This is a genomic window from Chryseobacterium sp. GVT01B, from assembly GCF_019970045.1.
Classification (GTDB): Bacteria; Bacteroidota; Bacteroidia; order Flavobacteriales; family Weeksellaceae; genus Chryseobacterium.
Map to the genome: position 1 here is coordinate 358947 of NZ_JAHXYI010000001.1, position 12803 is coordinate 371749.

At 36.0% G+C, this 12803-nt stretch carries 10 protein-coding genes; 8 read left to right on the forward strand and 2 right to left on the reverse strand.

Annotated features, from left to right (window positions below; genetic code table 11):
- Positions 1-102: 102 nt before the first annotated feature.
- The 6 genes from LC457_RS01680 to LC457_RS01705 all read left to right on the forward strand — a co-directional run bounded on the left by LC457_RS01680 (position 103) and on the right by LC457_RS01705 (position 6450).
- Entirely contained in the window at positions 103-1128 is a 1026-nt protein-coding gene (locus tag LC457_RS01680) for a rod shape-determining protein (protein WP_045491741.1), read from the forward strand.
- Positions 1129-1156: 28 nt separating this feature from the next.
- Positions 1157-2011 carry a rod shape-determining protein MreC gene (mreC, locus tag LC457_RS01685; protein ID WP_047422195.1) on the forward strand — a complete coding sequence of 285 codons (855 nt, stop codon included), beginning with the start codon at positions 1157-1159 and terminating at the stop codon, positions 2009-2011.
- Positions 2004-2510, forward strand: a complete 507-nt coding sequence (locus tag LC457_RS01690; RefSeq protein WP_002982456.1) for a hypothetical protein — start codon at positions 2004-2006, stop codon at positions 2508-2510. The genes mreC and LC457_RS01690 overlap by 8 nt, the downstream gene beginning before the upstream one ends.
- Positions 2507-4552 (forward strand): penicillin-binding protein 2, encoded by a 2046-nt coding sequence (locus LC457_RS01695; RefSeq protein ID WP_223598343.1) that lies wholly within the window; start codon positions 2507-2509, stop codon positions 4550-4552. Before LC457_RS01690 ends, LC457_RS01695 begins: the two co-directional genes overlap by 4 nt.
- Entirely contained in the window at positions 4549-5778 is a 1230-nt protein-coding gene (rodA, locus tag LC457_RS01700; protein ID WP_223598344.1) for a rod shape-determining protein RodA, read from the forward strand. Before LC457_RS01695 ends, rodA begins: the two co-directional genes overlap by 4 nt.
- Before the next feature lie 69 nt (positions 5779-5847).
- A complete protein-coding gene (locus LC457_RS01705; RefSeq protein WP_223598345.1) occupies positions 5848-6450 on the forward strand; it encodes a pentapeptide repeat-containing protein in 603 nt (200 codons plus the stop codon).
- Positions 6451-6636: 186 nt separating this feature from the next.
- Here the strand turns inward: LC457_RS01705 and LC457_RS01710 are convergent, their stop codons facing one another.
- The gene (locus tag LC457_RS01710) at positions 6637-7347 is read right to left on the reverse strand and encodes a C40 family peptidase (protein ID WP_047422199.1); all 711 of its coding nucleotides are present in this window, start codon (positions 7345-7347) and stop codon (positions 6637-6639) included.
- A gap of 339 nt (positions 7348-7686) precedes the next feature.
- Complete coding sequence (locus LC457_RS01715) at positions 7687-9882, reverse strand: glutamine synthetase III (protein WP_223598346.1); 2196 nt, start codon at positions 9880-9882, stop codon at positions 7687-7689.
- A gap of 496 nt (positions 9883-10378) precedes the next feature.
- Here LC457_RS01715 and LC457_RS01720 point away from each other — a divergent pair, with 496 nt between their 5' ends.
- Positions 10379-12070 (forward strand): hypothetical protein, encoded by a 1692-nt coding sequence (locus LC457_RS01720; RefSeq protein WP_223598347.1) that lies wholly within the window; start codon positions 10379-10381, stop codon positions 12068-12070.
- A gap of 156 nt (positions 12071-12226) precedes the next feature.
- Positions 12227-12697: a DUF1572 domain-containing protein gene (locus LC457_RS01725; protein ID WP_223598348.1), complete on the forward strand. Its 471-nt coding sequence runs from the start codon at positions 12227-12229 to the stop codon at positions 12695-12697.
- Positions 12698-12803 lie beyond the last annotated feature (106 nt).

Genomic DNA, 12803 nt, shown 5'->3' on the forward strand with positions numbered 1-12803 from the left:
AATTATAAATTTTAATAAAATTTTAACCAAATTAAGTTGGTGGGAAATTTCTTTACTAGTCTTAAATTTATATCTTTGTAATCTTAAAATCAGAAGAAAAATATGAGTTTATTTGATATGTTTACGCAAGAAATTGCGATAGACCTGGGAACGGCTAATACCCTTATTATCCATAATAATAAAATTGTTATAGATCAACCGTCAATTGTTGCAATTGAACGTTCTACGGGTAAACCCATTGCTGTAGGTGAACAGGCTAAGCATATGCAAGGTAAAACTCACGAAGACATCAAGACTATCCGTCCTTTGAAAGACGGGGTTATTGCTGATTTCCATGCTTCTGAACATATGATCAAGGAATTTATCAAAAAAATTCCTGGAATCAAAGGTAAATTCATACAACCGGCATTACGAATTGTAATCTGTATCCCTTCTGGTATCACTGAAGTTGAAAAAAGAGCGGTAAGAGACTCTGCTCAGAAAGTAAACGCAAAAGAAGTAAGATTAATCTACGAACCAATGGCAGCAGCAATTGGGGTGGGAATAGACGTACAGAAACCTGAAGGAAATATGATCATCGATATAGGTGGAGGTACTACGGAAATTGCGGTAGTAGCTTTAGGAGGTATCGTATGTGATAAATCTGTGAAGATTGCCGGAGACGTATTTACCAATGATATTGCTTATTACTTACGAACTCACCATAACCTTTATATCGGAGAAAGAACTGCTGAAAGAATCAAAATTGAAGTAGGTTCTGCAGTAGAAGATCTTGATGTAGATATCGAAGATATCCCGGTACAAGGTAGAGACCTTATCACAGGGAAGCCTAAAGAAATTATGGTTGGATATAAAGAGATTGCACGTGCATTAGACAAATCCATCATCAGAATCGAAGATGCTGTAATGGAAACACTTTCTCTTACACCACCGGAGCTGGCAGCCGATATTTACAAAACAGGTATTTATCTTGCCGGAGGAGGAGCGTTATTAAGAGGTCTTGCGGACAGAATCCACAAAAAGACAGGTCTTCCTGTATTTGTTGCGGAAGATCCGTTGAGAGCTGTAGTTCGCGGAACAGGTATTGCCCTTAAGAATATGGATAAGTTCAATTTCTTAATTAAATAATTTTAACTTTTTACGACTTTATATCTGAATGGGATTTTTGCTGAGATTATTTTCGAAGAATACTCTTTTCGTCTTCTTTATATTTCTGCAAATTATTGCTCTGGTTTTGATATTCTCCAGAAATGCCATGCAGAAATCCTGGATAGCGGGGCAGACTGCTGCGTTCAATTCCTGGGTTTCCGGATATATTGATGAAGGAGTTTCCTATCTGAAACTAAAACAGATCAACGAAGATCTTGTGGTTCAGAATAAAGCCCTTATGACTGAACTCTACGGAAAAGACGGAGCAAAAAAACCTGTTTTCAAAAGAGTTCACGATACCATTGGTGGCGGGCAGATCTATACTTTTGTTGATGGTGAAATTGTTTTCAACAGTATCAACAGAAGAAACAACTATTTTACAATCAACCGTGGCCGTAGAGACGGGGTCTTTCCTCAGATGGGGGTAATGGCACCAAGAGGTATTGCGGGAATTGTAATTAATTCTACAGACAGTTATGCATTAGTTCAGTCGGTCTTAAGTGTTAACAAGATCAGAATTAATGCAGCACTCAAAAATTCAGGATATTTCGGTACTTTAACGTGGAATGGTGATAATTCCAGAGTGATGCACCTTGCAGATATTCCAAAATATGTTGCGTTAAAAGTAGGGGATACGGTTGTTACAGATGGTAAATCCGCAATCTTTCCTAAGGGAGTAACGATTGGTACTATTGCAGGATATTCTGTAGATAATAAAACCGGTTTCTGGGATATTTCCGTTGAGCTGAGTGAAAAAATGGGAGCGTTGAACAAAGTATATGTAGTGAAGAATCTTAAGAAAGCAGAAGTGCAGAAGATTCAGGACACTATGCAGGCTGTAATAAAAAAAGAAAATGATTAGCAGGACTTTATTTACTGATATATTGATCATGATTTTTCTTGTAGCATTACAGATATTTGTATTGAACAGGATTACGCTTTTCGGGAAATATACTCCGGTATTATATCCTGTATTTGTCATGTTCTATCCTTTTTTCAGGAATAAATTTCAGTTCCTGGCATTGAGCTTTTTAATAGGGCTGTCAATTGATGGTTTTCTTTATTCGTGGGGAATCAATGCATTTGCAACAACACTGATTGCTTATTTCAGAACGTTGATCTTCAGGACTTCTACCGATACATCTACGGACTTTTTCTCATTTCAGTCCCTTCAATGGGCGCAGTTTTTGCTGTTTTTATTCTCAAGTATTTTTCTGCACCAGCTTTTAGTACAGTATATCGAATTCTTTAAGTTTAGCAGATTTTTTGAAATATTGTTTAATGTGTTGGTGACTAGTGTAATTTCATTTATATTTATAGTCATTTACGCATTAATATTTAAAATCAAACAAAAAGTTTGAACACACGTTATTTTAAAATTTTTTCCATCCTCGTTGTCATCGCCCTTATTTTTGTGGCGAGGCTTGCCTATTTACAGTTGTTTACAGACCGTTATGCATTAAATGCAGCGAATACCTCCATCAAAACCGAATATGTTATTCCACAGCGTGGAGTCATTTTTGACAGGAATGGTAAAATCATGGTAGGAAACCAGCCTGCTTATGAAGTCTCTTTTACACAGGCTTTAATGCGGCCGGATTTTGATACGCTCGGATTCTGTAGTCTTATGAAGATTTCCAAAGCGGATTTTATCAAAAGAATTGATGTTATTAAAAAGGAAAAATACTATTCCAAACTGACTCCGATGACCTTTCTGAAGGATCTGAGCAGAGAAGATATTGCAAGAGTTCAGGAAATTATTTTTAAATATCCGGCTTTTAATATTGTACAAAGACCTCAGCGTCAATATGAAGTCTCTACTTCAGGTAACCTTCTGGGATATACCAGTGAAGTAAATGAGCGTGAAATAAAAAAGGATTCTATATACTATTTACCGGGAGACTTTATCGGAAAAACCGGAGTTGAAAAATCCTACGAAAAAGAACTTCGTGGAGTAAAAGGAGTAAAATATATCCAAAAAGATATCAGGCTCCGAAATATTGGGTCTTATAAAAACGGATCACTGGATAAAGATGTGATTACTGGTAAAGACATTACATTAACTATTGATTATGATCTTCAGAGAACTGCTGAAGAAATGCTGGTGAACAAGCACGGAGCAATTGTAGCTTTAGACCCTAATAATGGGGAAGTGTTGGTTGCCGCTACCGGACCGGATATTGACCCGAATCTTTTCACCGGACCTTACAAATCAAAAAATTTATATGCCCTGTCAAAAGATACTCTTTACGAGAATAAGCCCACTTTTGACCGTTCCTTACAGGCGGGATATCCTCCGGGATCGACATTCAAATTGTTGACTGCCTTGGCTGCTATGCAGATGGGAGTAATGGATGAAAAGACTATTTTCCCATGTGGCGGTGGGTTTTTCTATAAAGGAAAAAGAATTAAAGGACATGGTGGAGCAGATCCGTTGATTCCTTCTATTCAGGTTTCAAGTAACTGCTTCTTTACCTATGCATTTATCGCTATCATTAAAAAATATCCTGGAAATCCTTCAAAAGGTGTTGATGAATGGAAGAAGATCATGAGCAGCTTTGGAGTTGGAGAGTTTTTAAATAATGATTTTGCTGTAGGAGCAAAAGGAAGAATACCTTCCGGAGATTTTTATGAGAAAAGGTTCAAAGCCATCATGAAAGCAAGCGGTTCCAAAAGAACTGATTTTAAAAACTGGGATGAGATGTCAACCGGAGCTATTTATAATGGAATGGGTCAGGGAGATGTTTTGGTAACTCCTATTCAGTTGGCCAATTATGTAGGTGCTATCGCTAATAAGGGATGGTATTATACCCCTCATATCGTTAAAGCAATTGATGGAAAACCTAATCCTGATCCAAGATTTAAGGTTAAACATAAAACATTAGTTGATCCAAAGCATTTTGAACCTGTTTTAAAAGGTATGGAAGCTGTGGTTTTGAGAGGAACGGCAAGAGGATTGAAATCCAATGACTTTACACAATTAGCTAAAACAGGTACTGCACAGGTTCCGCAAGGAAAGGATAATTCTATCTTTGTATTGATTGCCCCTGCGGATAAACCTAAAATTGTGGTGGTTGCCGTAATGGAGCATGCAGGATTTGGAGCTACTTGGGCTGGTCCGGCCTGTACAGTAATTGCTGAAAAATATATCACAGGTGATCTGAAGCGTGAGAATCTTTATAAAAAGATGATTACCTCCAGCTTTATGCCGGAATATAAAAGGCAGTGGATTTCAGATTTGAAACGTAAAGGGTTATACGTTGATCCTAAGCCGGATTCTATTAAACAAAAAAGAATAAAGGACAGTCTGGATCTTGTTAAGCAACAAAAAGCCAAACTGCAAAAGAAAATAGAAGAGGAAACTAAAAAGAATAACACTGTTAAAAAAACTGTCAAGCAATGAAATGGACGGAAGGAATAGATAAATTAGGCCTTGGGCTGTATTTCCTGCTTTGTGTTTTTGCCATTGCAAATATTTACAGTGTTGACCAGAAACTAGGGGAAAAGCAATTGATCTTTTTCTGTATTTCGCTGTTTGTGGGACTTATCATATTTTTCAGCAGAAGTAAGTTCTTTGAAAATATGGCCGGGATTATTTACATTGGCGGAGTCTTGCTGCTTATCGGACTTTTTCCCTTTGGAAAAGAAATTTTAGGACAAAAGAACTGGTATAAATTTGGAAGTTTTACCATGCAGCCTGTAGAATTTGCGAAGATAGGAACGGCGCTGATGCTTGCCAACTATGTTTCAGGACCTGATTTTAATCTTAAAAACCGGAAGTCTTTATTGACTACTTTAGCTATTATCGGCGTTCCGGCGGTTGTAGTTCTTGCTATTCCGGATGTAGGTTCCATGCTTGTATTTATTGCATTTTTCATTGCCTTATACAGAGAAGGACTGAGTGGTCTTTTGTTTGGGATAGGATTTCTTTTTGCCGGGGTTTTTCTGATTTCATTAGCTGTTCCTCCGATTTATGTTGCAATCGCTGTTCTGGTAATTGCCGGTATTTTGATTGCGATGAACTATCATAGAATGTCCTGGGATGTGATTTCTATTTCGGGAATTTCAGGATCTATCCTTCTTCTGTGTGGACTGGCTTTCGCATCTCCGACTATTTTAGAAAAACTTCCTAAGCACCAGAGAGAAAGAATTGATGTTCTTTATAAAGGTGAAAAGGCATTTAGGGATACTTCAGGATACAATTTACTATATTCCAAAACAGCTATCGGATCCGGTGGACTCTGGGGGAAAGGATATCGTGAAGGATCTGTTACCCAGGGAAAATTTGTACCCGAGCAGGAAACGGATTATATATTTTGTACGGTAGGAGAAGAGTGGGGCTTTTTAGGAAGTGCAATTCTTATCTTATGCTACATGGTGTATATCGGAAGGATATATTATCTCGCAGAAAGGCAGAAGTCTACTTTTAACCGGGTCTTCGGATATTGTTTTGCCTCGATTCTTCTGATGCACTTTTCGATCAATTTAGGCATGGTTATGGGGCTTTTCCCTACGGTTGGGATCCCTCTTCCGTATTTCAGTTATGGAGGAAGTTCTCTGTTGGCATTCTCTATGATGACTTTTATTTTCTTTAAACTTAATTATTCGGATAAAAACAGCTTGGTGTAATGGTCTTTTAAGATCAAAAAAATCAACGGCTAAAAGCTGAAATTTTTATTCTTAATTTAAAATCCGCCCATGGGTGGAGTATATAATCATGAAAATATGAAAGAAGCTTATTTCCTGGATCAGGATTTTGAAAACACAGACTTTTCTCAACTGGAAAAAGGAGAGTATGAAAACTGTACTTTCCGGAACTGTAATTTTGAATATGCAAACCTTTCCGGATTTAGCTTTACAGACTGTGAATTTATAGAATGTAACCTCAGCATGGCAAAGCTTGTGAGAACCGCTTTTCATAGTGTGATTTTCAAAGAATGTAAAATGCTTGGCCTTCAGTTTAATGATTGTAATGCCTTCGGTTTATCTTTTACATTTGATGGGTGTGCTTTGAATAATTCAGTTTTTTATCAGACCTCCATTAAGAAAACGATTTTTAAAAATTCGAGGTTAATTGAGGTAGACTTTACTGAATGTGATGCATCAAATGCTGTCTTTGGTAACTGTGATCTGTCTGGCGCTGTTTTCGATACTACAAATCTTGAAAAAGCAGATTTCAGAACTTCTGTCAATTATTCAATAGATCCGGCTTTAAACAGGCTTAAAAAGGCCAAATTTTCACTTTCTGAAATATATGGACTATTGTACAAACTGGATATTGAAATTGATAAGAACAGCTGATTTCTTCTGCCATGTACTGATTGCTTATAAAAATATCAATATTGAATCAATAGAGCGGGTTTTAATCCGCTTTTCTCTTTTAATATACATTCACCTACCACAAGCTGAAACTTAGTGCAAATAGGGTGTATAAAAAAGCCATCAGAATTCTGATGGCTTCATTATTTAAATCAATTATTTATAAAATTAAAAATTTGCTGGTGTAGCGGGAGTGATTGCTGCTAAGTTATTGTAAGCTTCTCCTTCTTCATTGATCACTCTTTTAGCGAATCTGAACTTAGGTCCCCAATAAGAATCATTCAGTGAAGAAATCATTACTCCTTTTGATGTTGCTGCGTGGATAAACTTAATCTCACCCTCTTCAGTAACACTTTCTACAATACCTACGTGAGAAATTCTTCTTCCGTGAGAAAAGAAAATCAAATCTCCTTTCTGTAGATCTCCTTTTTCAATTCTTTCTCCTTCCTGAGCCTGAGATGCTGCTACTCTAGGTAAGCTAAGCCCTGCTGCTGCTCCGAATACAGAAAGAACAAAAGCTGAACAATCTATACCGTTTCTTGTAGTTCCTCCGTATCTGTAAGGAGTTCCAAGGTATGTTTCAGCTTCTTCAAGGATACCGTCAATGGTTTTATTATGTTTGATTACTTTCGCAATCTCAGAATTCTTAACTGCTTTTTTAGCACTAGCGATAGATGCAGCCTTTTCAGCTAAGAAAGAGTCGATAAGTTTCTGCTTATCCTGCTCCATTCTTTTGTTATCTAAAGAAGCTAGTTTGGCATCTGTTTTGTATTCTTTTGTGTAAGTTGCTGGTTTTGAAACCACATAATTTGTAGCGCACGATTGCAATGAAACTGTAGTAACTAAAGCAACTAAATAAAACAAAACTCTTTTCTTCATATATATTTGATTATCCGTGTTAAAAAGGAATATTTATTTTCAAAAGCAATACAAAAGTAAAGATTCCGAGTAAAAGACCCCTGATATGATAATTGTCAGGATCTTACTTTAACACATTTTAACATATTATTTACATATGTTAAAGAAAAATAAACCGCAACGGCCTATTTTTGGTAAGTATGCGGTTTTTTTTATTAAGATTCTTTAACAAACGATGTCGATTTTCTTCTATATATCAGGTTTTACAATTTAAAAGCTCCATTTCCAGGTATGTTAATAAAACAAAAAAAATTCCCCGGAAAACCGAGGAATTTGAACTAATATGGAACTTTACAGGTGTTATTTTGTGAACAACATTTCTCTGTATTTTGTCATCGGCCATAGCTCATCGTCAACCATCATTTCCAATGCATCAGAAGCATCTCTGATAGGATCAAATAATGGTTTTACTTTGTTACAATAAGTTTCTGCCTGTTTTTGGCTGTCTGATACACTTTTTGCTGCTTCTCTGGCTTTGATAAGATCTTCAACACCAAGTTTAATTTTAGAAACATTTTCAGAAATGCTCGTAATTAAACTCATTTGCTCTTTTGCCAAAGATTTGAATTCTTTATCACCAAAGATATCTTTAAGACCTTTTACGTTTTCAATTAACCTGTTCTGGTAATTTAATGCAGAAGGAATGATGTGGTTTCTTGCGATATCACTTAATACTCTTGCTTCAATATCAATAACAGTAGAGTATTTTTCTAATTTAATTTCGTTTCTTGCCTCAACTTCTCTGTGGTTGAAAATTCCCATCTCTTCATATAGATCTAAGAATTTCTTATCCATTTCCTGCTTTAATGCTTCTGGAGTTGTTTTAAGGTTGTTCAATCCTCTTTTTTTAGCTTCTTTTGCCCAGTCATCAGAATATCCGTCACCTTCAAACATAATGTTTTTACACTGCTTGATGTACTCTCTCAATACATTAAAGATTGCTTCGTCTTTCTTAAGACCCGTTTCAATTAAAGCATCAACCTCTTTCTTGAAATCATTAAGCTGTTTTGCTGCAATGGTATTCATTACAGTCATAGATTCCGCACAGTTTGCAGAAGAACCTACCGCTCTGATCTCAAATTTATTTCCTGTAAATGCAAATGGAGAAGTTCTGTTTCTGTCTGTGTTATCTAACAGGATTTCAGGAATTTTCCCAACTACATTTAATTTTAATTCTGTTTTTTCCTCCGGAGATAATTTTCCGTTGGTTACTTTCTCAAGTTCTTCCAAAACGCTGAACAGCTGGCTTCCGATAAATACAGAAATAATTGCTGGCGGCGCTTCATTAGCACCAAGTCTGTGGTCATTACTTGCAGAAGCGATACTTGCTCTTAAAAGATCTGCATATTCGTGAACCGCTTTGATAGTGTTAACAAAGAATGTTAAGAACTGTAAGTTTTTCTTTGGGTTTCTTCCCGGGCTTAGAAGGTTTTCTCCGGTGTCTGTTGCTAAAGACCAGTTATTGTGTTTCCCGCTTCCGTTTACTCCAGCGAATGGTTTTTCGTGGAAAAGAATGTGGAAGTGGTGTTTATGAGCTACTCTTGCCATGATGTCCATCAACAATGAGTTGTGGTCTACAGCAACGTTCACTTCTTCAAACATTGGAGCAAGCTCGAACTGGTTAGGCGCAACCTCGTTGTGTCTTGTTGTTGCAGGGATTCCCAATTTCATACACTCTATTTCCAACTCTTTCATGAAGTTCATTACCCTTGTAGGAATGGAACCGAAATAATGGTCATCTAATTGTTGTCCTTTTGCAGGAGAATGTCCTAATAATGTCTTACCTGTTAATACAAGGTCCGGACGTGATTGGTATAATGCTGAATCAACAAGGAAATATTCCTGTTCCCAACCCAAAGTAGGAGTTACTTTCGTTACGTTTTTGTCAAAATACTGCATTACATTCGTTGCAGCTTCATCCACAGCGTTCAAAGCTCTCAAAAGAGGTGCTTTATAATCTAATGTTTCACCTGTATAAGAGATGAAAATAGAAGGAATACATAATGTAGTTCCCATGATGAATGCCGGAGATGTAGGATCCCAAGCTGTATAACCTCTTGCTTCAAAAGTATTTCTGATACCTCCGTTAGGGAATGATGATGCATCAGGCTCCTGCTGGATAAGCATGTTTCCGCTGAATCTTTCGATAGCTCTACCCCCTTCGATAGGAGTGAAGAAAGAATCGTGCTTTTCTGCAGTAGTACCTGTCAAAGGCTGAAACCAGTGAGTATAGTGGGTTACCCCTTTGCTCATTGCCCAGTCTTTCATAGCTACAGCTACCTGATCTGCAATATGCCTCTGGATCTTAGTTCCTTTTTTAATAGCATCCATAATAGAACCGAATGCTTCTTTAGTTAAATATTCTCTCATTGTTTCTTCTGAGAAAACATTTTTACAGAATAGCTCTGATAATTTTGCAGGGATCTCAACAGAGTTGTCTTTTCTGAAATCCTTAAATGGAAGGGTTTCTAGTGCTTTGAATCTTAAGGTTGACATAATTGGGTTGATTTTTTACACGGCAAATTTACAAAAAAAATGAATTGAAAATATTTTAACCCTAAAAATTTTAGGGGTGTTTTGAAAATTTATACAAATTAAACAATTGTTTGGGTGTTTTTGTTAGGGTGAATTTGTGAATTTTGGTTAAAAGTTAACATTCGCAGGCTTGAAAAACCAGAGATGTTAACTTTAGCTGTACGAAAAGAGAATATACAGTCCGATATAATAATGGAATTGTATACCATTAAAATTACAATTATTTTAGACTAGTTCTTGATTTTTTTTCTGAAATAAATAAAAAGATGAAAGAGAAATAGAAAACAAATACAGGAAAGGACCAAAGTAGTACCACAATAAGTATCAGACAAAATGATATAACAAGTCAAAGGATTCCCAAATAAACCCCGCTTATCTATAGGTTTTAAACAACTTATTAAAAGATAGTTAAAATAAGTTGAGCGGAGATTTTGTATATTTGTGTGAAATTTATTTTATGACAAATTCTAGAGCAAGAGAAACAACAGAGGCTATTGAAAGACTATACATCTCTATGAGACACTTATTTTATAGAGGGTTTTTCAAGCCGGGAGGAGTTTCAGGAGAGAGTATCAGAAGTTTGTTAAAGACCATCAATCCGGAAATTTATGGAACCATGAATATTCCAAGCAAATTGGAACTTGACGGGTTGATGTATGTTTTGGACAGACTTCCGGAAGGAATTGAGGAATGTGCTTTTATTCATCTTACATCAGATGAAGGGTTTGATAAAGGAAGTTTCGAACCAATTGTTCCAAAGAAAAGAAGAAGAAACTGTTATAGAATAGACGAACACCAGATGAATATTGAAGTTCTTTTGGGACGTTCCGAAATTTATGACATTCTTACCCACCTGACATTCCTGTTTATAGAAGCTGATAAAATCCGCAACCTGGCATTTATCCAAGATGAAAACTGGAAGCCGACACGTGCCTTTAAGATTATCGAAGAGGTTGTGAAAGGGGAAAAGAAATTCAGCAGAAAAGAAAAAGAAGTGGCACTTATTCATCTTTCTTCTTTAATCGGAAGATCATTTGATGAAACTTTAAGAGCATATAATACTTTTGGTGACGATCATAACCCTGACCGTTTATTCAAAATCATTTACAACTTAGGGAAAGTAAGCCTTGATGATGCAAAAGGAAGTAGAGAGAGAGAAATTCATTTCAGTTCTATACTAAAGGAAAGAGTAGGTCACCATTATTTTGGTGAAAAATGGGCGAATAAAGTGAAAGAGGTTTTATTTGAAAATGATCTTCATATGAGACCTTTACATATTATTTCTGCCAATATGCACTCGGTGAAAAATATGCTGTACGCTAATAATGCTCTTAAAAAGAAACAGCATCATGAAGTGGATTATAAACTATATGAAGAGATATCGAACAAAAAAGAACTTCGTGATAAAGTTTCAAAATACGCTTTGGATGAAGGGATGATTCATATCGCTGATAAAAGCGGAAGTAATATAGATGTTCAGATTATAGACCTCAGCAAAACAGATCTGAAGAATACACCGTTTGCAGACAGTAAGTTTACAGGAGATGATGTGATCATGGTATTTGATTATGCTTTCGGAGAGCAGGCTTTTGAGGTAATGGATGAGCTTTTAAGACCTTTTGAACATAAAGGAGAAATCTATATGATGAAAGTGAAATCTGTCTCTATCATGGGTAAAGCGGGAATTCTTACAGGAGAAAAAGGAGATATTATGATTCCTACTTCTCATATTTTTGAAGGAACTGCAGACAATTATCCATTTGAGAATGCATTGAAGCTGGAAGATTTCAAAGATGATGAATTAAAAGCTTTTGAAGGTCCAATGATTACTGTTCTGGGAACTTCACTGCAAAACAGAGATATCTTATCCTACTTTATGAATACTTCCTGGAAAGCGATTGGGCTTGAAATGGAAGGAGCACATTATCAGAAAGCGATTCAGGTAGCTTCAAAGATCAGACACCATATTTCACCGGATCTGTTTGTAATGTATGCTTATTATGCTTCTGATAATCCGCTGGAAACAGGAAGTACACTTTCTTCAGGAGGGCTAGGTCTTACAGGAGTAAAACCAACTTATCTGATTACTTTAAGAATCCTTGAAAAGATTCTAAGAAGCGGAAAGAAAGAAGTTTCTGCGAAAAAATAATTATAATTCAATATTTATAATATCAACCTCAGGTGTATTTTGCATTTGAGGTTTTTTGTTTTTGAGAGAGCCTTGCCAAGGTTTTACACCTTGGCAAGGCTCTGTTGTAAAAAATTCTTACATTGTATATCTTCAAAAAACAAAAGATAGCAGCTTATGAGTTCAGTATCACAATTATCAAAAAGATTCAGAGAAGTACTGTTTGATGGCCTTTGGATTGCCAATACCAATTTTAAAGACCAGCTTTCAGATGTTACCTTGGAACAGGCAGTAAAAAAGATAGATTCTTTAAATACCATTGCTATGCTCACTTTTCACATTGATTATTATATTGCAGGCATTGTCAATGTTTTTGAAGGAGGTGATCTTGAAATCAAAGATAAATTCAGTTTTGATCTTCCTTCTATAGACTCTCAGGAGCAATGGGAGGGGTTGTTACATAAACTATGGATGGATTCTGAAAAATTTGCAACATTACTGGAACAGATGCCTGATACTAAACTTGATGAGGTTTTTGTAGATGAAAAGTACGGAACCTACCAAAGAAATATCGATGGAATGATTGAACACTGCTACTATCATCTGGGACAGATTACTTTACTCAAAAAACTATTGAAGGACCAGTAAAAATACTTCTAAAATAACTTCACCATGCCAAGGTTTTAAATGGTGAAGTTAAAATAAAGCTTTCTAAAAAATTTAACAATTCTGATTAAAATTCATCTAAAACCAT

Excerpts from the sequence above, each read along its gene's own strand:
- LC457_RS01680 (WP_045491741.1), top strand. The coding sequence starts at position 103 with ATGAGTTTATTTGATATGTTTACGCAAGAAATTGCGATAGACCTGGGA.
- mreC (WP_047422195.1), top strand. The coding sequence starts at position 1,157 with ATGGGATTTTTGCTGAGATTATTTTCGAAGAATACTCTTTTCGTCTTC.
- LC457_RS01690 (WP_002982456.1), top strand. The coding sequence starts at position 2,004 with ATGATTAGCAGGACTTTATTTACTGATATATTGATCATGATTTTTCTT.
- rodA (WP_223598344.1), top strand. The coding sequence starts at position 4,549 with ATGAAATGGACGGAAGGAATAGATAAATTAGGCCTTGGGCTGTATTTC.
- LC457_RS01705 (WP_223598345.1), top strand. The coding sequence starts at position 5,848 with ATGGGTGGAGTATATAATCATGAAAATATGAAAGAAGCTTATTTCCTG.
- LC457_RS01710 (WP_047422199.1), bottom strand. The coding sequence starts at position 7,347 with ATGAAGAAAAGAGTTTTGTTTTATTTAGTTGCTTTAGTTACTACAGTT.
- LC457_RS01715 (WP_223598346.1), bottom strand. The coding sequence starts at position 9,882 with ATGTCAACCTTAAGATTCAAAGCACTAGAAACCCTTCCATTTAAGGAT.
- LC457_RS01720 (WP_223598347.1), top strand. The coding sequence starts at position 10,379 with ATGACAAATTCTAGAGCAAGAGAAACAACAGAGGCTATTGAAAGACTA.
- LC457_RS01725 (WP_223598348.1), top strand. The coding sequence starts at position 12,227 with ATGAGTTCAGTATCACAATTATCAAAAAGATTCAGAGAAGTACTGTTT.